The organism is Stenotrophomonas sp. CFBP 13725 (assembly GCF_014841935.1).
Taxonomy (GTDB): domain Bacteria; phylum Pseudomonadota; class Gammaproteobacteria; order Xanthomonadales; family Xanthomonadaceae; genus Stenotrophomonas.
Genome location: NZ_JACYUV010000006.1, coordinates 199,872 through 220,943, shown reverse-complemented (window position 1 = coordinate 220,943; position 21,072 = coordinate 199,872). Strand labels below are relative to the sequence as shown.

Below are 21,072 nucleotides of genomic sequence, written 5' to 3'. Positions count from 1 at the left end.
ATAGCCGCTGCGCCTGCCTACCCGTACACTGCGCCCCATGAACTACCGCCACGCCTTCCATGCCGGCAACCATGCCGATGTCCTCAAGCACATCGTGCTGCTCGCCCTGATCGACAGCTTCAAGCGCAAGGACAGCCCGTTCTTCGTGCTCGACACCCATGCCGGCCGCGGCCGCTACCTGATGGCCAGCGAAGAGGGCCGCAAGACCCTGGAGGCCGAAGAAGGGGTGATGCGCCTGATGTCCCAGCCCAAGCTGCCCGAGGTGGTCGAGCGCTACCTGAAGGCGGTGCAGGCCGATAATCCGGTCGGCGCGATGATCAACTACCCGGGCTCGCCGCTGCTGGCCGCCCAGGCGCTGCGTCCGCAGGACCGTCTTGCGGCCTGCGAACTGCAGCCCGAAGAAGCCGCTGCCCTGCGGAAGGTGTTCGCCAACGATGCGCGGGTCGGCGTCTACGAAGGCGACGGTTACGAAAAAGTGCGGGCCCTGGTGCCGCCGAAGGCCAACGGGGCCAAGATCGGCCGCGGGCTGGTGTTGATCGATCCGCCTTACGAAGGGCAGGACGCTGAGTACATCCGCATCCTGGCCACGTTGAAGGAAACCTACGAGCGTTGGCCACAGGCCACCTGCGCGGTCTGGTTCCCGATCAAGCAGCGCCGCACCATCCTCCACTTCCTGCGCAAGGCGACCGCGCTGCCGTTCAAGTCCGCCCTGACCATCGAGCTGCTGGTGCGCCCGGACGAATCGCCGTTGCGCCTCAACGGCAGCGGCATGCTGATCCTCAATGCCCCCTTCCAGTTCGACCGGGTGGTCGGCCCGGCCCTGCCGGCGCTGAAACAGCACCTCGGTGAAACGGGTGCCAGCACCCGCATCGATTGGTTGAAGACCGCCGAATAGGCCCCTGTGACGCCGTGCATCGCCGTGAACCATTCGTTCACGGTGTGCGGCCATGGGAATGCCACAATCGCTGGACCACCAAGGAACAACCCGGTATGGCCACTCGCAACCGCATGCCGCCCTGGCACGAGATCTTCAAGGCCCCCAGCGGCCACGAACTGCTGATCCGTCCGATCCGGCCAGAAGACGGCCCGCCGCTGCAGGCTGCTTTCAGCCTGTTCGGCCCGGAGGAAATCCGTGACCGCTTCCTGCAGGCGGTCACCGAGCTTTCGCCGGAGACCACCCAGCGGCTCACCCACCCCAATCCGAAGACCGAAATCACGCTGGTCGCGGCCGAATCGCTGCCGGCCGGTGAAGCCGTGGTCGGCGCGGTAGCCCGCGCCTCGATCATCCAGGGCACCCGTGAAGCCGAGTACGCGATCCTGATCAGCCGCTTCCTGATCGGCCAAGGGCTTGGCCGGCAGTTGATGCGCAAACTGGTGAAGTGGGCGCGCGGCAAGTACCTGGATCGCCTGTATGGCGATGTCGCCGAAGAGAACGAGCCGATGAAGCAGCTGGCTGACTCGCTGGGCTTCAAGCCGGTGCCGCACCCGCAGGGCACGCCCGGCCTGGTGCGGATGGTGCTGGAACTGGATAACTGAGGCGCGTGCGCCGGGCGCTGCCCGGCGATCCATCCCGGGCCACCGCGCGCGCCGGGCATGGCGCGACGCCGCGTTCGGGCTTGTTGCAGCGTTGTCCCGGTCTGCACAACGGCCTCTGATAGAATCGGCGGCCAATGTCGCGCTCTCCTTATCCCATTCCGCCGCTGCCCCGTCCCGGCCAGCTCCGCGCCTGGTGGCGCGCTCCCAGCTCCGCCACGGCGCTCGCGTGGTACCTCGCCCGTGCGGCGCAGGCACACGACGGCCCGCTGCTGGTCGTCGCTCCGGACAACCACGGTGCCAACCAGATCGAAGCCGATCTGCACACCTTGCTCGGTGCCGACGACAGCTTGCCTGTGGTGGCGTTCCCGGACTGGGAGACGCTGCCCTATGATCGTTTCAGCCCGCATCCGGACATCATTTCCCAGCGCCTTTCCGCACTGCATCGCCTGCCCGGCCTGAAGCGCGGCCTGGTGGTGGTACCCGTGCAGACGCTGATGCAGCATCTGGCACCGAAGCAGTACGTGATCGGCGGCAGCTTCGATCTGCAGGTTGGCCAGCGACTGGACCTTGATGCGGAAAAACGCCGTCTGGAAAGTGCCGGCTACCGCAATGTGCCGCAGGTGATGGACCCGGGCGATTTCGCCGTGCGCGGTGGCCTGCTGGATGTCTATCCGATGGGAGCCCGCGAGCCGCTGCGGGTGGAACTGCTGGATGAAGACATCGACACCATCCGTGCCTTCGACCCGGAGACGCAGCGCTCGCTGGACAAGGTCCAGGCCGTGCACATGCTGCCCGGGCGCGAAGTGCCGATGGACGATGCCAGCATCTCGCGGGTGATGGACGCGCTGCGCGAGCGCTTCGACGTGGATACCCGTCGCAGCTCGCTGTACCAGGATCTCAAGTCCCGCTTGGCACCGGCGGGCATCGAGTATTACCTGCCGCTGTTCTTCGACCGCACCGCCACGCTGTTCGATTACTTTTCCGCCGACGTGCTGCCGGTCATGGCACCGGGCGTGGGCGAGGCGGCCGCTGCGTTCTGGGCACAGACCAGCCAGCGCTACGAACAGCGCCGGCATGACGTCGAACGCCCGCTGCTGCCGCCGGACCAGCTGTATCTGTCGCCGGATCTGCTGCGCGAGAAGCTCAACGACCTGCCACGGGTTGAAGTATGGCCGCCCGAACACGCACGCATCGAGCAGGCCCAGCCACTGGGCGATACCAAGCTTCCGCCACTTCCGGTGGCCGCACGTGATGCAACGGCGGGCCAGGCACTGGCCTCGTTCGTCAAGGAATACCCGGGCCGCATCCTGATCGCCGCCGATACGGCAGGCCGACGGGAAGCCCTGCTGGAAGTGCTGCAGGCCGCTTCATTGAAGCCGCCCGTCGTGGTCGACCTGCCCTCGTTCCTTGCCGGCAGCGAGCGCTTCGCGATCACCGTTGCACCGTTGGAAGACGGCTTCGCGCTGGACGATCCGCGCATCGCGGTGCTGACCGAACGCCAGCTGTTCCCGGAGCGCGCGGGCCAGCAGCGCCGCTCGCGCCGCGCCGGGCGCGAGCCCGAAGCGATCATCCGCGACCTTGGCGAGCTGACCGAAGGCGCGCCGATCGTCCACGAAGACCACGGCGTAGGTCGCTACCGCGGCTTGATCGCAATGGATGTGGGCGGAATGCCCGGCGAGTTCCTCGAGATCGAGTACGCGAAGGGGGATCGGCTGTATGTGCCGGTCGCCCAACTGCACCTGATCAGTCGCTACTCCGGCGCATCGGCCGATACCGCGCCGTTGCATTCGCTGGGTGGCGAACAGTGGACCAAAGCCAAGCGCAAGGCCGCGGAGAAGGTGCGCGACGTCGCCGCCGAACTGCTGGAAATCCAGGCACGTCGTCGCGCGCGTGCAGGCCTGGCGCTGGACGTGGACCGTTCCATGTATGAACCCTTCGCGGCCGGCTTTCCGTTCGAAGAGACTCCCGACCAGCTGGCCGCCATCGACGCCACCCTGCGGGATCTCGCCAGCAGCCAACCGATGGACCGAGTGGTCTGCGGTGACGTGGGCTTCGGCAAGACCGAAGTGGCCGTGCGTGCTGCCTTCGCTGCGGCCAGCGCCGGCAAGCAGGTCGCGGTACTGGTGCCGACCACGCTGCTGGCAGAACAGCATTACCGCAACTTCCGCGATCGCTTCGCCGACTATCCGATGAAGGTGGAAGTGCTGTCGCGCTTCAAATCCACCAAAGAGATCAAGGCGGAACTGGAAAAGGTCGCCGAGGGCACCATCGACGTGATCATTGGCACGCACCGGCTGCTGCAGCCGGATGTGAAGTTCAAGGATCTTGGCCTCGTGGTGGTCGATGAAGAACAGCGTTTCGGTGTGCGGCAGAAGGAAGCGTTGAAAGCGATGCGCGCCAACGTGCATCTGCTGACCCTGACGGCCACGCCGATCCCGCGCACGCTCAACATGGCCATGGCCGGCCTGCGCGACCTGTCGATCATTGCCACGCCGCCGCCGAACCGGCTGGCGGTGCAGACCTTCATCACCCAATGGGACGACGCGCTGCTGCGCGAAGCCTTCCAGCGCGAGCTGGCGCGCGGCGGGCAGCTTTATTTCCTGCACAACGACGTGGAGAGCATCGGCCGCATGCAGCGCGAGCTGTCCGAGCTGGTGCCGGAGGCGCGCATCGGCATTGCTCACGGGCAGATGCCGGAGCGCGAGCTGGAACGGGTGATGCTGGAATTCCAGAAGCAGCGCTTCAATGTGCTGCTGTCGACCACGATCATTGAATCGGGCATCGACATCCCCAACGCGAACACCATCATCATCAACCGGGCGGACCGCTTCGGGCTGGCGCAGCTGCACCAGTTGCGTGGCCGTGTCGGTCGTTCGCACCACCGCGCGTACGCCTATCTCGTCGTGCCGGACCGCCGGTCGATCACACCCGACGCGGAAAAGCGGCTCGATGCGATCGCCTCGATGGATGAGCTGGGCGCCGGCTTCACCCTGGCAACCCACGATCTGGAGATCCGTGGTGCCGGCGAGCTGCTGGGCGAAGACCAGAGCGGCCAGATGGCTGAAGTGGGCTTCAGCCTGTACACCGAGCTGCTGGAACGCGCCGTGCGCAGCATCCGGTTGGGCAAGCTGCCCGATCTGGATGCGGGGCAGGAAGTCCGCGGCGCCGAGGTGGAACTGCATGTACCGTCGCTGATTCCGAGTGACTACCTGCCCGACGTGCATACGCGCCTGACCCTGTACAAGCGCATTTCCAGCGCGCGTGACAGTGCATCGCTGCGCGAACTGCAGGTGGAGATGATCGACCGCTTCGGCCTGTTGCCGGATCCGGCCAAGCATATGTTCGCCATTGCCGAGCTGAAACTGCAGGCCAACGAACTGGGCATCCGCAAGCTCGATCTGGGCGAGGCCGGCGGTCGCATCGTCTTCGAAGCCAAACCGAACATCGATCCGATGTCGGTGATCCAGCTGATCCAGAAGCAGTCCAATCTGTACAGCATGGACGGCCCGGACAAGCTACGGATCAAGCATCCGTTGCCGTTGCCGGAAGACCGCTTCAACGCAGCGCGCGCACTGCTGACCACGCTGGCCCCGGGCTGACGTCAGTTGGCTGCCGCTGCGCTCGCCGACCGTGGGTCGGCGCTACCGCGAACGCACCGATGCGTGACCTGACCCGCCGCTGCGCTCGCCGACCATGGGTCGGCGCTACCAATGGCCATGCCTCATCTACACTCCATCCTCTGCATCACAACACGGACGCATCACCATGCACGGACTCACGCGCCTCCCCGCCCTGCTTGCTTGCCTGCTCATGCCCTTGGCAGGCCACGCCAAGACGGTCGATCAACGTGCGGCGGGCAACCTGCAGGCAACCCGCTCGCTGCCCTGCACCGCGCTGAAGGATGTCACCGCCAACGACTCGCCGGCCGATCTGATGGCCGCCATCCCCAGCTGCATCCAGGCCGGGCGCAATACCGACGGCGCAGACCTCTTCTCCATCGCCGGTGTATTCGCCCACTTCGATACGCAACGCGTGGCAGACAGAACCGCACACGGTGCCTACGGCGCGCTCAAGATGAACCTGGTCGCCAGCTTCGAGTCTGCTGGAGACGGGCCGATGGCTGCGTTCAGCGCCGCGCTGCAGGACCGCATGGCCCACGCGGACGCCTACCAGAAAAGTCTGTGCCTCCTCGCAGAGCGCTTGGGTCCTCCGCGCTACGCCCCCACCTACATGCTGAGCCACGGCATGTCGGCGTTCACCGGCAAGGACACCGGACTGGTGCCGGGATTCGATGCCGCTGCCGCATGGAAGATCACGCAGCAGGAGTACCTGAAGTGCGACGAGATCGCGGCCGGCTGATGGATCTGCCTAGAAAAAACCCGGCTTTCGCCGGGTTTTTCATTTCTCAGCACACGCGTGCGATCACCAGATCACAACGCGCTTGTCATCGGCACGCACCATCGGCTGCCCCGCCTTGCATTCGAATGCTGCCGCGAACGACGGCATGTTCGACGGCGCACCATTGGCGCGGAAGTTCGCCGGTGCGTGCGGATCGGTGTTCAACCGCACGCGCAGTTCGCCGTCGGTGAAGTTGCGACGCCACACGGTGGCCCAGTTCATGAAGAAGCGCTGGTCCTGGGTATAACCGTCCACCGGTGCGTTCTTCGACGGATCTTCCTTCAGCGCCATCTGCAGCGCGTCATAGGCCACGGTCAGGCCACCGAGATCGCCGATGTTCTCACCCAGGGTCAGCTTGCCCTTGACGTTCACGCCGGGCACGGCCTCATAGCCATCGAACTGCGCGACCAACTGGTCCGTCCGCTGGGTGAAGGCACTGCGGTCGGCGTCGGTCCACCAGTTGTCGAAGTTGCCGTTGGCCGCGAACTGGCTGCCGGAGTCGTCATAGCCGTGCATCATTTCATGGCCGATCACCGCGCCGATGCCACCGTAGTTCAACGCCGGGTCTGCCTTGGCATCGAAGAACGGTGCCTGCAGGATCGCAGCGGGGAACACGATCTCGTTCTTGGTGGCGTTGTAGTACGCATTGACCGTCTGCGGGGTCATGCCCCACTCGGTCTTGTCGACCGGCTTGCCGATCTTGTCCAGCATGTAACGGTAGTTGTACGCGCGCGCCGCCTGCATGTTGCCGAGGAAGCTGTCACCGTTGGTCTGCAGGCCCGACCAGTCACGCCACTTGTCCGGGTAGCCGATCTTCGGGGTGAAGCTGGCCCACTTCTCCAGTGCCTTGTTGCGGGTGTCTTCGCCCATCCATTCCAGCTTCTCCAGGCGGGCCTTGAGCGCTTCGGACAGGTTGTCCACCAGATGCTGCATCTGTTCCTTGCTCTCGGCCGGGAACACCGCATCCACATACAACTGGCCCAGCGCTTCGCCCATGCCGTTGTTCACCGAATCCAGCACCCGCTTCCAGCGCGGCTGCATTTCCTGCTGGCCCCGCAACGTCTTGCCATAGAAGTCGAAGTTGGCCTTCTCCACGTTGCTGCTCAGATAGGGCGCGGCATCGTCGATGGTGTGGAAACGCAGGTAGGCCTGCCAGGTCGCAGCCGGCACATCGGCCAGCATCTTGTCGACCTCGGTGAAGAACTGCGGCTGGGCCAGCGAGAACTTCTGCGCGGCCGGTACCTTGAGCGTGTCGAACAGTGCGGTCCAGCTGAAGTTCGGTGTCAGCTTGTCCGCATCGGCGGCACTGACCGGGTTGTAGCGCTTGGACGGATCACGCAGTTCGATGCGTGACAGCGAGGCGGCAGCCAAACGGGTTTCAAACGCCAGCACGGCCTTGGCCTGCTCGGCCGCCTGCGCCGCGTCCACGCCGGACAGCGTCAGCACCTGGGTGACGTAGGCCACGTACGCATCGCGGATCTTCGCCTGCGATGCATCGGTGTAGTAGCCCTTCTCGGGCAGGCCCAAGCCACTCTGGCCGACATACGCGATGACGTTCGCCGAATCCTTGTAATCGGCATTGGCCGACAACGAGAACAGCACGCCCTGCCCCTGCGCCTGGCTGTCGCGCAGGTACTGGGTGATGGCCGCGGTATCGTTCAGCGCGGCGATCTTGTCCAGCTGCGGCTGCAGCGGTGCCAAGCCGGCCGCATCGATCTTCGCTTCGTCGCTGCCGGTCTTCCAGATGTCACCGATCTTCGCTTCCACCGAGCCCGCCTTGGCATCGCTGTCGGCGGCCTGCTTGACCAGCGCGTGCTGCACTTCCAGCGAGCGCTCGCGCAGGATTTCGAAGCTGCCCCAGGTGGTCTGGTCACCCGGCACGGGATTGGCGGTAAGCCACTTCTGGTTCACGAACGCGTTCAGGTCCGTACACGCAGAAATGGCCGTATCCAGATCGGCGCTGTTGAGCGAGATCAGCGGCGTCTTGATCAGCGACGGGTCGAAGGCCGACGTGGTGGCATCCGCCGTGGCGGTGGGCGCCGTTTCGGAATTGCCACAGGCAGCCAGCGATGCCGCGATGGCGACGGTCAGGCCCAGCGGGGCCAAGGTGCGCAACTTCATGGGACTCTCCAACAGGTAATCCCCGAGGGTAGCCCGGACATGCAGGACCGGGGACCGCCAAAGGTCACACCCGAATCCATCGGGGCGTGGGACACTGGGCTGGACCTCCCGATCAACTGGCCAGCGTGACCTTCATGACAGCACCCGACAGCAGCAAGGACCGCAAGGTGATCGACGACATCCAGCAGCACGGCTGGCATTGCCTGCATGTGCTGCCCGGTCCGGACGGTGAATCCGGGTTCTCTTATTCGATCGGATTCCAGGCGACCTACGGCGCGCCGGAAGTCATGGTCTTCGGCCTGCAGCGATCCAAGGCACAGGCGCTGCTTGGCGAATGCGCCACCCTGCTGGCCGCAGGGCACAAGATCCAGACCGACGTCGAAGACGGCGAGGTCCTCGATGGCGGTTACAAGGTCATCTTCCGCACCGTACGCGCGGACTGCCACGATGAATACCTGGCCACTGCCGTGCGCCATTGCGGCCCGCAGCCGCTGCAGGCGGTGGTGATGTTCCTGCCCGACAGCGCGCACCGCTTCGCGTGGCAGGCCGGGTATGACGATGCACAGGCCGATGAAGCGCTGGGCATCGTGCACGCCAACGCCCGGTAGTACCGAGGGTAGAGTCGGCGCTATGCCGACGGTCATGCCGACCGTCATGCCGACGGTCATGCCGACAGTCATGCCGACAGTCATGCCGACAGTCATGCCGACAGTCATGCCGACAGTCATGCCGACAGTCATGCCGACAGTCATGCCGACAGTCATGCCGACAGTCATGCCGACAGTCATGCCGACAGTCATGCCGACAGTCATGCCGACAGTCATGCCGACAGTCATGCCGACAGTCATGCCGACAGTCATGCCGACAGTCATGCCGACAGTCATGCCGACAGTCATGCCGACAGTCATGCCGACAGTCATGCCGACAGTCATGCCGACAGTCATGCCGACAGTCATGCCGACAGTCATGCCGACAGTCATGCCGACAGTCATGCCGACAGTCATGCCGACAGTCATGCCGACAGTCATGCCGACAGTCATGCCGACAGTCATGCCGACAGTCATGCCGACAGTCATGCCGACAGTCATGCCGACAGTCATGCCGACAGTCATGCCGACAGTCATGCCGACAGTCATGCCGACAGTCATGCCGACAGTCATGCCGACAGTCATGCCGACAGTCATGCCGACAGTCATGCCGACAGTCATGCCGACAGTCATGCCGACAGTCATGCCGACAGTCATGCCGACAGTCATGCCGACAGTCATGCCGACAGTCATGCCGACAGTCATGCCGACAGTCATGCCGACAGTCATGCCGACAGTCATGCCGACAGTCATGCCGACAGTCATGCCGACAGTCATGCCGACAGTCATGCCGACAGTCATGCCGACAGTCATGCCGACAGTCATGCCGACAGTCATGCCGACAGTCATGCCGACAGTCATGCCGACAGTCATGCCGACAGTCATGCCGACAGTCATGCCGACGGTCATGCCGACGGTCATGCCGACGGTAGAGCCGACTTCAGTCGGCTTGATTAATGCAGCCGACTGAAGTCGGCTCTACCGGGCAACTAGCCGACTGAAGTCGGCTCTACCGGACAACTAGCCGACTGAAGTCGGCTCTACCGGGCAACCAGCCGGCCGTTCGGCCGCCGCCGTTACTTCGCTTTGCCTTGGTTGGCCACGGCCTCGGCCGCCTTGCGCGCCGCTTCCGGGTCACCCAGGTAACGGAACGATTGCACGGTCAGGTCGTCGTTGAGCTCGAACAGCAACGGGATGCCGGTGGGAATGTTGAGTTCGAGGATCTGCTCGCGCGACACACCGTTGAGATACTTGTACAGCGCGCGCAGCGAATTGCCGTGCGCGGTGACCAGTACGGTCTTGCCGTCCTTCAACTGCGGCGCGATGGCATCGAACCAGTACGGCAGCACGCGGTCCAGCGTGGTCGCCAGCGACTCGGTGCCCGGCAGCGCATTGCGGTCCAGCGTGGCATACCGGCGGTCGTGGATCGGATGGCCCGGATCCTCAAGGTCCATCGGCGGCGGCGGGATGTCGTAGGAACGACGCCAGATCTTGACCTGCTCCTCGCCATGCTTGGCCGCGGTTTCCGCCTTGTCCAGGCCCTGCAGTCCGCCGTAGTGGCGCTCGTTCAAGCGCCAGCTCTTGCTGACCGGCAACCAGTCCTGGTCCATTTCGGCCAGGGCGCCCTGCAGCGTATGGATGGCGCGCTTGAGCACCGACGTGTGCGCCACATCGAACTGCAGGCCCTCCTCGCGCATCAGGCGACCAGCGGCGGCAGCCTCCTGGCGCCCCTTGTCCGTGAGTTCGACATCGACCCAACCGGTGAAACGGTTGTCCAGGTTCCACTGGCTCTGGCCGTGGCGCAACAGTACGAGTTTACGGGTCACTGCAGGGTCTCCAACATCGGGAAGGCAGGCCGATAGTGTAGCGCCGAGCCGCGCTCGGCGGCATTGCCCCCGGTAGAGCCGACTTCAGTCGGCTGACAGCCCTCGGTAGAGCCGACTTCAGTCGGCTGGCAGCCCTCGGTAGAGCCGACTTCAGTCGGCTGGCAGCCCTTGGTAGAGCCGACTTCAGTCGGCTGGTCCATCGCGAAACGCAGCCGACTGAAGTCGGCTCTACCAGGTGCCGGGCGCTCGGCATCAGGCACCACGCGCCAAGCACCACGTATCAGCCACCATGCACCGGCCGCTAGCCAACCATCTGTAGAGCCGACTTCAGTCGGCTGGCAGCCCTCGGTAGAGCCGACTTCAGTCGGCTGACAGCCCTTGGTAGAGCCGACTTCAGTCGGCTGGTCCACCGCGAAACGCAGCCGACTGAAGTCGGCTCTACCACCACCACCACCACCACCAGCACCACCAGCACCACCACCACCACCACCACCACCACCGGCGTCAGTGGTGCACGTGACCGTGATGACCGTGGTCGTGCGCTTTTGCCGTCGGTCCGACCGCGCAGGCGTCGCCGCAGTGGTCGGCTTCCAGTTGCAACGTGACGTGGTCTATTCCGTGGCGTTCGTGCAACGCGTCAGCCAGTTCCCTGCGTACCTGGTCGGTGTCCGCCCCTTCGGCCACCACCACGTGTGCGCTCAGCGCCGGGGTGCTCGACGCCAGCGCCCACACGTGCAGGTCGTGCACATCCACGACACCGGCGTGGCTGCACAGACTGCCTCGAACCTCAGACAGTACGATGCCCTTCGGCACACCCTCCAGCAGCACGTTTATCGCTTCGCGCATCAACACCCACGTGCGTGGCAGCACCCACAACCCGATCAGCACCGCCAGGATCGGATCGATGACTTTCCAGCCGGTCCAGCGGATCAGCAGCGCGCCAATGATCACCGCCACCGAGCCGAGCATGTCCGCCCACACTTCCAGGTAGGCCCCTTTCACATTCAGGCTCTCGCCGCTGCCCGCTTTCAGCAGGCGCATCGCAATGAGGTTCACCGCCAAGCCGATCGCCGCGATGACCAACATGCCGGTCGACGCGATCTCCTGCGGCTGGCGGAACCGTGCGATGGCCTCCCACAGAATGTATCCGGCGACGACAAACAGCATGCCGCCGTTGAACATCGCGCCGAGCGCTTCCAACCGGGCGTAGCCGTAGGTGCGTCGGGCATCGGGCGGCCGGCGACTCAAGCGCACTGCTACCAGCGCGATCATCAACGCCAGCGTATCGGTGGCCATGTGCGCAGCGTCGGACAGCAGCGCCAGACTGTTGGTGACAAACGCGCCGATCACCTCCACCAGCAGGAAGGCGGCCGTCAGGCCCAGTGCCCACCACAGCGGCTTCTCGTGGCGGATTTCGTTCGGAAGATGGTTGTGATCGTGTCCCATCGGGATCTCCAGTGCGATGCGTGCAGGCTACGCGCGCAGGGCGGTGGACACCATCACACGCGTTATAACATCGCGCCTGCGCGGCGCAGCGAACGGGCCGGCACGACGGGACACGACGCGGCCGGTCAACAGAAGTGCGCTTTGCAGCATCCTGCATGGCAGCAGGACCTTCGTGGGATCCAGCATTTCCTCACGCCTCCGCTGGAGAAGCACCGCATGCCCCTGCACCATCACCTCGGTCCGCGCAGCCACGAGGACCGCCCCCTGCTGCCGACCGGCTGCAGTTTCGATGCGCCGGACTGGTACCTCATGGCCCGCTGCTGGTTCCCGGTGATGCGTAGCGAAGACCTGCGCGCCGCGCCCCAGGCCGCCCGGCTGCTGGACCAACCGCTGGTGCTGTACCGCGCGGCAGGGAGTGTCGTCGCAGCCGCCGATGCCTGTCCGCACCGGGGTGTGCCGCTGAGCATGGGCACGGCGGATCCGTGCGGCATCCGCTGCCGCTACCACGGCCTGCTGTTCGGCGCAGAGGGGCGCTGCCTGGATGTTCCCTGCCAGCCCGGCCACCCGGTGCAGGCGCAGTTGCACCTGCGCACCTATCCCACCGTCGAGCGCTATGGACTGTTATGGACCTGCCTGTGGCCACAGGAGGGCGTGCAGCCCGATATTCCCGTGATGCCGCACTGGGACGAAGCGGGCTTCCAGCAGGCCGTGTGTCCCTGCTACCCGATGGACTGCTTTGCAGGTCGCCAGCTTGAGGGCTTCATCGACGTGGCTCACCTGCCCTGGGTGCACGCGGGCACCTTCGCCGATCCGGACCGGCGCGGTGTGCCGTCCTACGACGTGCATCACCGCAGCGATGGTTTCGCGATGGACTACGACAGCGACATGCCCAACTACCCCGTCGACTCGGGCCGCCGCGCCCCGGAAGGTCACGTGTGGCGACGGCACTTCGAGGTGCATCCTCCCTTCGCCGCGTCGCTGACCCTGCACTTTCCCGGCGCTGATCGTGCGGTGGTCATGAACATCGCCACGCCGGTATCGGCGCTGCGTACCCACCTGTTCTGCCCGGTGTCACGCAACTTCGACACGGATCGCCCGGCGGAAGAGATGATCGCATTCAACCTGCGCGTGTTCGACGAGGACAGGGCGCTGACGGAGGCACAGCGACCGCGCAACCTGCCGCTGGACGTCCGCGTCGAAGCACATACGCGTGCCGACCGCATCACCTTGGCGTATCGACGCAGGCTGCTGCAGCTCGGATACCGGCGGTTCTTCGCCGATGTCGCCTGAAGGCCATGTCAGCTGCCGCGGTAGGTCGAATAACCGTAAGCGCTGAGCAACAGGGGGATGTGGTAATGCGGCAGCTTCCCGTCGACATCCACGGTCACCTGGACCTCCGGGTAGAACGTGGTTCCGCCGTGCTGCGTGTACCACGCACCGGTAAGAAAGGTGACCTGGTAGCGGCCGGGATCGAGCGCCTTGCCGGGCGGATAAAGCGCGGCCACACGGCCGTCGACATCGGTGGTGCCGTTGCTGATCACCGCCCAGCGATCCCCTTCCGCCTTTGCCAGCACCACCTGCACCCCTTCAGCCGGCAAGCCGGTCTGCTGGTCCAGCACATGCACGCTCATCGGATTGCGCGAGGCCGCACTGACGCTGGCCACGGTGAACAAGGCCAACAGCAGCGCCGCGACCCGGATGATGTTCTTCTTCACGTTGGGTAACCTCTCCATCGGACGGTGCTGCATGGTGCGATGGGCACGCATGCAGCACTATCGGATCGGTCCTGATCCGCAACGCGTCGCGCGCATCAGAGCCTGAAGCGCGCACCCACGGTATAGGTCCGCTCCGGCGATGCGAAATCGCGCGGAAACTGTGGACTGCCGAAGTAGTTGCGGGTCGAGCCACCCAATAGGTTGGTTGCTTCGGCGAACACGGTGATGTGGTCATTGATGTCGTAGTTCAACGCCACGTCCAGCCAATCCTCGTCACCCTGGCGGATCTCGCTGGGCTGGTCACCGGAGCTGTTGAAACTGGTCGCATAGTCGGTGCGCCGGTTCCACGCCAGGCGCGCGGAGAAGCGGTCGTACTGATACATCAGTACCGCATTGAACGCGTGCTTGGACACGTTGGTCAGCGGCTGGACCTGTCCCGTCGGCGATTCGGCTTCAGCGCTGATGCGCGTGTAGTTCAGCTGCGTGCCGAAGCCGGACAGCCAACCCGGCAGGAAGTCATAGAACTGGCTGTAGCCCACCTCGAACCCTTTCAGCGTGCCCTCGCCGGTGTTGCGCGGCCGGGTGATGGAGTAGGTCGTTCCGCCGATGGTCTCGTCGTCCGCATAGCTCTGCACATAGCCATCCAGTTTGCGGTGGAAGCCTGCCACCGACAGCAACGAGCCCGGTTTGAAATACCACTCCAGCGACGCGTCCAGGTTCTTCGATTCCACCGCCTGCAGATCCGGATTGCCGCCGCTGCCACGCGCCGGCAGGCTGTCGGTGGATTCGAACAGGCTGAGCTGCGGATTGAGGTCGGCAAAGTTCGGCCGAGCAATCGTTTCACTACCCGAAAGGCGCAGGATCAGGTCCTCACGCAGCGAAAAGTTCGCGCTGGCGTTGGGCAGGTACTTTGTCTGGGTGGTGTCGATCTGGCTGGCACGGTCCACCCCATCCACCGTCCGCGTGCCGGCGAGCTGGGATTCCAGGCGCGTTGCGCGCACGCCGATGCGGCCGTCCACCGGAATGCTGCCCAGCGTGGTGCCCCAGTTGAGCTGCACATATGCAGCGTAATTGTCTTCGCGGGTGTCAAAGAACAGCGACGCCAGCTCCGCCGGCGCTTCCGGTGACTGCCCCATCACCTGCCGCACCTGCTCGGTCTGCTGCAGCAGATAGGCCGCGTTGGCGACTGCCCAACGGTCCGTGGAGAACGCGCGTGCACCGTCCAGCATGCCGCCCGGCGATACATCGGCCAGCCCAGGCACCTCGTTGGCGTACACGCGGCGGCCGGTCACGTTGTCCATCGCACCCGGCCCGCCGCCATGGTTCGACGCCGTACGGCGGCTGACCCGCACGCCGGCATCCAGCGAACTGAACGGCCCGGCCTCGAACGCGAACGTGCTGTCGCCACGCCACGCCCATTCTTCGCCTTTCTGCTCATCCCAGCTGTCGTAGTACTGGCTCAAGTACCAGTTGGCCGGGTTGGTGACATCGTAGGGAGACCCGTCGGTCTGGGTCGCCCAGGTATCGGGCACACCGCCCGCATCCCGCATGTGCATCAACGGCGCGTCCATGCCCATGTCCAAGGTCATGGCACGGTGCTTGTTGGTGCTCCACGTGTAGGCCAGCTCGGTCGACAGGGTGACGTTCTCGTTGTTCCACTTTCCACCCAGTGCGGCCTGGAACGTATCCGATGTCTGTTTGTGCGCCTGCGTGCTGGACAGTGTGTAGAGATCACGGGCGACGAAGCCGTCCATGACGTCGGTCCCGGGTCGCAGGCTGACCGACTGCACATTGCCGGCGTTGACCAAGCCCGGGAACGGCATCCAGTAGTTGACGTTGTTGCGGCCTTCGTAGTTCACGTAGAACGTGTCGAAGTAAACCTCGCTGTTGTCGGTCGGTGCCCACTGGAAGGTGAAGTTCGCCGAGCGGCGCTTGTGCGTGTTGCGCGCGACCAGCCCGCCTGCGTTGTAGGGCACGAAGATCTGCTGCGCAGGGTCAGCCGGATTCGCGACGCGGTCATACGTGCCGTGGAAACTGTTGCTTTCCTGATAAGGGCGTTGCTGCAGCGACACACTGCCCAGCACGCCCATTCGCCCATGGCCACTGTCCCAGTTGTGCGCGGCCGTCAGGCTGCCGTTCGGCTTTGTCTCATCGGCCTGATCCCCTTGCACGGCACTGATGCTGCCCGCCAGTGTCGTGTCCTTGTCCAGATCAAAGGGCTTGCGCAGGTGCACGTCGATGGTGCCACCGATGCCGCCTTCGATGAACTTCGCGCTGCCGGTCTTGTAGACATCCACACTCTGCAGCAGGTCGGCCGGAATATCCTGCAGCGCGATGCCCCGGCCGCTGGCGGTGAACACATTGCGACCATCAAACGTGGTCACCACATCGGGCAGGCCGCGCACCAACACGGTACCGACCTCCGCGCCACCTCGCGCGACCTGGACGCCGGTCACCCGCTGCAACGCTGCGGCGACGCTGTTGTCCGGCAATTTGCCGATATCTTCGGCCACCACCGAGTCGCTGATTTCCGCCTTCGACTGCTTGGCGTCGACCGCGCCGGTCGCACTGCCACGCACGCCCCGGACCTGCACGGCATCCAGATCCTGCGCACCCGCGGCGGCAGGCGTCTGCCCCTCGGTGGAGGCCGGTGTCTGAGCTTGGGCTTGGGCTTGGGCCACGCTCACGATGCCGAAGATCATCGAAGGCAGCAGCGTACGGCGCAGCAGGCGGTGCGTCGGACGGAATCGGGGCGCGACGGGCAAGGGCGAGGATGACGTCATGCGGGCAAGGCCTTTCAATGCGTGCCGCGTAGCGAAGGCGCGCACCTGCCCTGCCCGCAGCGTCGGGCGCACAGGTCGATCAGAGGGGGCGCACGCAACGACGCTGCGGCGATATGGATACTGGTTGTGAGCCGATCACGACAGAATCGGTGGCGGCATTAGAGCAACCGGAAACTTAATTTTCCGTTCGCTGACGGTGAGGCAGTTGTTGTGCGTGCCGATGTGGATCGCTGCTCGCTCCCCTCTGTCGCGCAGGGGACGCGACCATCGCGTGCCGACGCGCTACGCTCTGCCCCTGTCATCAACCAAGGTCTCTCCATGAATTTCGGCAGCGACAATCAATCCGGTGTTTCCCCGCGGATCCTTGACGCGCTGGTACGTGCGTGCAGCGGCACCGCCGCACCTTACGGTACCGACACGTACACCCGACAAGCAGAGCAGAAAATCGCCGAACTGTTCGAGCACGATGTGCAGGTCTTCTTCGTCGCGACCGGGACCGCCGCCAACTGCCTGTCGCTCTCAGCACTGGCGCAGCCTTGGAATTCGATCCTGTGCCACGCGCAGGCGCACCTGATCAGCGACGAATCCACGGCGCCGGAATTTTTCACCGGCGGCGCACGGCTTATTCCCATCGCAACCGACTCTGGCAAGATCACTCCTGTGGCCCTGCGCGACACGATGCAGCGCCTGCGGGATGCGCCGCCGCACAGCGTCAGGCCATCTGCGCTGACGCTGACCCAGGCAACCGAGAACGGCCTGGTCTATACGCCCAGCGAACTGCAGGCACTGACCTCCCTCGCCCATGAGCACGGTCTGCAAGTGCACATGGATGGCGCCCGCTTTGCCAATGCAGTGGCCCATCTCGGCTGTACCCCGGCGGAACTTTCGGTGAAGGCCGGCATCGATGTGCTGTCGTTCGGGGCCTCGAAGGATGGCGCGCTGGCAGCCGAAGCGGTGGTGTTCTTCAACAGATCACTGGCCCGCGACTTCGATCTCCGCCGCAAGCGCGCGGGTCAGCTTGTGTCCAAGGGACGGCTGTTCGGCGCGCAGTTCAGCGCGTGGCTGCAGGACGGCCACTGGCTGGAACTGGCCCAGGCGGCGAACGATCGCGCCGCCGCGCTTGCCACCCTCCTGCAGTCGCACCCTGCAGTACGCATGGCGTGGCCAGTGCAGGTCAACGAGGTCTTCGTGGTGATGCCGAAGATCCTGCTCGCCCACCTGCATGCCGCCGGCGTGCTGTGCTACGACTGGTATCCGGACAGCCTGCCGACCGGCTTCGTGCTGGGCGAAGACGAGCTGCCCGTGCGCTTCGTCACTGCGTGGTCCACGAGCAGCGAGGAACTGGACGCGTTCGCGGCCGCTCTGGCCGGATAAGGCACGGCGGCGCGCATAAAAAACGGCAGCCCAGAGGGCTGCCGCTTGTTAGACTCAAGACAGAGCGCGCTGCAGGGGTTACCTGTATTCGCGCTCGCAGCGGCGCTCCACCACGCGGTCGCCGTTCTTCTGCTGCTGACGACCCTGGATGTTGCGCCCGGCCGCGCCGCCCGCAACCGCGCCAGCCACGGTGGCCAGCTTCTTGCCGTTGCCGCCGCCTACCTGATTGCCCAGCAGGCCGCCCACTACGGCACCGGTCGCGGTGCCGGCGATGCGATTGGAATCCTTGCTGTTGCGCTGCACTTCGACATTGCGGCAGACCACACGGCTGCCGTCGTCGAAGCGGCGTCCTTCATCGCGAGGACCGTAATTCTGCGCCGAGACCGCCGTGGAAACGGCCATCAGGGCGCCAGCGCACAACAAGGGGATGGACATCTTCATGGTGGACTCCTGACACGGTTCGGTAACGTGCTGCCAGTCTTCGCCCCGCCGGTGCAAACCCGCGTGAATTCGCGTGCAGGCCGCGTGCACGACGACATCCCCATTCAGCTCGCGTCCAAGCTGGGCGTCACGGCAGCGTGTCCCCGCTTCAGGATCTGCCGAACAACGTGGCAGACTGGAAACATGAAAAAACACGACGACTTCGTCCGCGTGCGCGGCGCCCGCGAACACAACCTCAAGGACGTGGATGTCGATATTCCGCGCGATGCGTTGGTGGTGTTCTCCGGTGTATCCGGCTCGGGCAAATCCTCGTTGGCGTTCGGCACCTTGTACGCGGAAGCCCAACGTCGCTACTTCGAGTCGGTCGCTCCCTATGCGCGTCGACTCATTGATCAGGTCGGCGTGCCGGACGTCGACTCCATCGAAGGCTTGCCGCCTGCGGTAGCACTGCAGCAGCAACGCGGCACGGCCAGCGTAAGGTCATCGGTAGGCAGCGTGACCACCCTGTCGAGCCTGCTGCGCATGCTGTACTCGCGCGCAGGCAGCTATCCCGCGTCGCAGCCGATGCTGTATGCCGAGGATTTCTCGCCGAACACCGCGCAGGGCGCGTGCCCGGAGTGCCACGGACTCGGCCACGTCTACGCCGTAACCGAGGCCTCCATGGTGCCGGATCCTTCCTTGAGCATCCGCGAGCGCGCCATCGCCGCATGGCCGCCTGCCTGGCATGGCCAGAACCTGCGCGACATCCTGGTCACGTTGGGCTACGACGTCGATGTTCCCTGGCGCGACCTGCCGAAGAAACAGAGGGACTGGATACTGTTCACCGAAGAGCAGCCCGTGGTGCCGGTCTATCCCGGCTTCACGCCGGCGGAGACGCGCACCGCATTGCGTCGCAAGACCGAACCGGCCTACATGGGCACCTTCAGCGGGGCCCGCCGCTATGTGCTGCATACCTTTGCCAGCACGCAGAGCGCGTTGATGAAAAAACGCGTCTCTCGCTACATGGTGGGCAGCGTCTGTCCTCTCTGCGATGGCCGTCGCCTCAAGCGCGAAGCGCTGTCGGTCACCTTCGCTGGACGGGATATCGGATCGCTGTCGCAGCTTTCGCTGGATCGCATGGCCGAGGTGCTGCGGCCTGCTTCAGAAGGCCGTTTCGAGTCGACCCGTGAAGCCGGAAAGGCCACGCTGAGCCGCAAGGCCTCTGGCAAGGCCACAGCGCGACGCGTTGCCGCGGGCGGCTCAGCGCACGCCGGTGGGTCCGATGTACGCCGCACGCCGGAGCTCAGCGAAGACAAGCGTATCGCCGCACAGCGCATCACGTACGACCTGCTGCAGCGCATCGCCACGCTGCAGGGGCTCGGCCTGGGCTACCTGTCGATGGATCGGGCCACGCCCACGCTGTCACCCGGCGAACTGCAGCGCCTGCGCCTGGCGACGCAGATCCGCTCCAACCTGTTCGGCGTGGTCTACGTGCTGGACGAACCGACGGCCGGGCTGCATCCGGCGGACAGCGCCGCGCTGCACGCATCGCTGGATGCGCTCAAGCAATCGGGCAACACGGTGTTCGTCGTCGAGCACGATCTGGAGATGATGCGGCGGGCCGACTGGCTGGTGGACGTGGGCCCGGATGCGGGCCAGCACGGCGGTCGGATACTGCACAGCGGCCCGCCGGCCGGATTGGCGGCGGTCGAACAGTCGCGCACCGCGCGCTATCTCTTCAACCAGCAGCCGCCTGCGCCGCGCACCCCACGCACCGTAGAGGCCTGGCTGCAGCTGGAGGGGCTGCAGCGCAACAACCTGCAGGGGCTGTCCGCCCGCATCCCCCTGGGCGTGCTGACCGCCGTCACCGGCGTCTCCGGCTCCGGCAAATCCAGCCTGGTAAGCCAGGCGCTGGTGGAACTGGTCGGGCTGCAGCTGGGTCATGAGCCGCAGGTCGAAGAAAGCGAGGGGGATGATCCGCGCCCGAACCTGCTGGTTCAGTCCGCCGGGCGTATTGCCAGCGGCGGCGAAGGCATCCGGCGGCTGGTGAACGTTGACCAGAAGCCGATCGGACGTACACCACGCTCCAACCTGGCCACCTATACCGGGCTGTTCGACCACGTGCGCAAGCTGTTCGCCGCCACCCGGCAGGCACGCGCGCGCCGTTACGACGCCGGGCGCTTTTCGTTCAACGTGGCAAAGGGCCGCTGTGACACCTGCGAAGGCGAAGGCTTCACCAGCGTCGAGCTGTTGTTCATGCCCAGCGTCTACGCGCCCTGCCCCACGTGTCACGGTGCGCGCTACAACGCCAAGACGCTCGAAGTCACCTGGGAAGGCCGCACCATCGCCGAGGTGCTGGACATGACCGTCGACGACGCCCTGGTTTTCTTCGATCAGCAGCCCGCCGTGCACAAACCGCTGGCGCTGCTGCAGGCGATCGGGCTGGGCTACCTCCGGCTGGGTCAGCCGGCCACCGAGCTGTCCGGCGGCGAGGCGCAACGGATCAAACTGGCGACGGAACTGCAGCGCGCGCAGCGCGGCAACACGCTGTACGTGCTGGACGAACCGACCACGGGGCTGCATCCGTCCGACGTGGACAAGCTGATGGTGCAGCTGCACGGGTTGGTCGATGCGGGCAACACCGTGGTCACCGTTGAACATGACATGCGCGTGGTGGCCGATGCGGATTGGGTGATCGACATGGGGCCGGGCGCCGGTGAACGCGGCGGAAAGATCGTCAGCGAAGGCACACCGCGGCACGTGGCAAAGGCCAAGGACAGCATCACCGCCCCGTTCCTGAAGGCCACACTCGACCGCACTCCGTAGGCCCGAGCCGCGCTCGGCGGAGGACCGACCAACACCCCAG

14 protein-coding genes are annotated in these 21,072 nt (G+C 65.2%); 7 read left to right on the top strand and 7 right to left on the bottom strand.

Annotation, left to right across the window (positions count from 1 at the left end):
* The first annotated feature begins 37 nt into the window (after positions 1-37).
* From rlmJ to IFT65_RS12800, 4 genes are all read left to right on the top strand, one after another.
* Positions 38-895 (top strand): 23S rRNA (adenine(2030)-N(6))-methyltransferase RlmJ, encoded by an 858-nt coding sequence (gene rlmJ, locus IFT65_RS12815; RefSeq protein WP_192081746.1) that lies wholly within the window; start codon positions 38-40, stop codon positions 893-895.
* A gap of 95 nt (positions 896-990) precedes the next feature.
* The gene (locus tag IFT65_RS12810; RefSeq protein ID WP_101098371.1) at positions 991-1,536 is read left to right on the top strand and encodes a GNAT family N-acetyltransferase; all 546 of its coding nucleotides are present in this window, start codon (positions 991-993) and stop codon (positions 1,534-1,536) included.
* 134 nt (positions 1,537-1,670) lie between these two features.
* A complete protein-coding gene (mfd, locus tag IFT65_RS12805; RefSeq protein ID WP_192081745.1) occupies positions 1,671-5,135 on the top strand; it encodes a transcription-repair coupling factor in 3,465 nt (1,154 codons plus the stop codon).
* A 166-nt stretch (positions 5,136-5,301) separates the two neighbouring features.
* Complete coding sequence (locus IFT65_RS12800) at positions 5,302-5,895, top strand: hypothetical protein (protein WP_192081744.1); 594 nt, start codon at positions 5,302-5,304, stop codon at positions 5,893-5,895.
* A 63-nt stretch (positions 5,896-5,958) separates the two neighbouring features.
* Here the strand turns inward: IFT65_RS12800 and IFT65_RS12795 are convergent, their stop codons facing one another.
* From IFT65_RS12795 to IFT65_RS12780, 4 genes are all read right to left on the bottom strand, one after another.
* Complete coding sequence (locus IFT65_RS12795; protein WP_192081743.1) at positions 5,959-8,055, bottom strand: M13 family metallopeptidase; 2,097 nt, start codon at positions 8,053-8,055, stop codon at positions 5,959-5,961.
* On the bottom strand, positions 8,052-9,551 hold the full coding sequence (locus tag IFT65_RS18735) for a hypothetical protein (RefSeq protein ID WP_249405151.1): 1,500 nt from the start codon (positions 9,549-9,551) through the stop codon (positions 8,052-8,054). The genes IFT65_RS12795 and IFT65_RS18735 overlap by 4 nt, the downstream gene beginning before the upstream one ends.
* Positions 9,552-9,718: 167 nt before the next feature.
* Positions 9,719-10,468, bottom strand: a complete 750-nt coding sequence (gene gpmA, locus IFT65_RS12785) for a 2,3-diphosphoglycerate-dependent phosphoglycerate mutase (RefSeq protein ID WP_188326572.1) — start codon at positions 10,466-10,468, stop codon at positions 9,719-9,721.
* Positions 10,469-10,972: 504 nt separating this feature from the next.
* Positions 10,973-11,914 (bottom strand): cation diffusion facilitator family transporter, encoded by a 942-nt coding sequence (locus tag IFT65_RS12780; RefSeq protein ID WP_192081742.1) that lies wholly within the window; start codon positions 11,912-11,914, stop codon positions 10,973-10,975.
* Between the two features lie 216 nt (positions 11,915-12,130).
* Here IFT65_RS12780 and IFT65_RS12775 point away from each other — a divergent pair, with 216 nt between their 5' ends.
* Positions 12,131-13,204: a Rieske 2Fe-2S domain-containing protein gene (locus tag IFT65_RS12775; RefSeq protein ID WP_192081741.1), complete on the top strand. Its 1,074-nt coding sequence runs from the start codon at positions 12,131-12,133 to the stop codon at positions 13,202-13,204.
* A gap of 8 nt (positions 13,205-13,212) precedes the next feature.
* Here IFT65_RS12775 and uraH read toward each other — a convergent pair whose 3' ends face one another.
* Positions 13,213-13,680, bottom strand: a complete 468-nt coding sequence (gene uraH, locus IFT65_RS12770) for a hydroxyisourate hydrolase (RefSeq protein WP_197974119.1) — start codon at positions 13,678-13,680, stop codon at positions 13,213-13,215.
* Between the two features lie 44 nt (positions 13,681-13,724).
* A complete protein-coding gene (locus IFT65_RS12765) occupies positions 13,725-16,331 on the bottom strand; it encodes a TonB-dependent receptor (RefSeq protein ID WP_192081787.1) in 2,607 nt (868 codons plus the stop codon).
* A gap of 399 nt (positions 16,332-16,730) precedes the next feature.
* On the opposite strand from IFT65_RS12765, the gene IFT65_RS12760 reads away from it, so the two are divergent.
* On the top strand, positions 16,731-17,786 hold the full coding sequence (locus tag IFT65_RS12760) for a beta-eliminating lyase-related protein (RefSeq protein ID WP_192081740.1): 1,056 nt from the start codon (positions 16,731-16,733) through the stop codon (positions 17,784-17,786).
* A gap of 78 nt (positions 17,787-17,864) precedes the next feature.
* Here IFT65_RS12760 and IFT65_RS12755 read toward each other — a convergent pair whose 3' ends face one another.
* On the bottom strand, positions 17,865-18,227 hold the full coding sequence (locus IFT65_RS12755; protein WP_188326569.1) for a glycine zipper 2TM domain-containing protein: 363 nt from the start codon (positions 18,225-18,227) through the stop codon (positions 17,865-17,867).
* 183 nt (positions 18,228-18,410) lie between these two features.
* Here IFT65_RS12755 and IFT65_RS12750 point away from each other — a divergent pair, with 183 nt between their 5' ends.
* Positions 18,411-21,032: an excinuclease ABC subunit UvrA gene (locus tag IFT65_RS12750; protein ID WP_192081739.1), complete on the top strand. Its 2,622-nt coding sequence runs from the start codon at positions 18,411-18,413 to the stop codon at positions 21,030-21,032.
* The last annotated feature ends 40 nt before the right edge of the window (positions 21,033-21,072 follow it).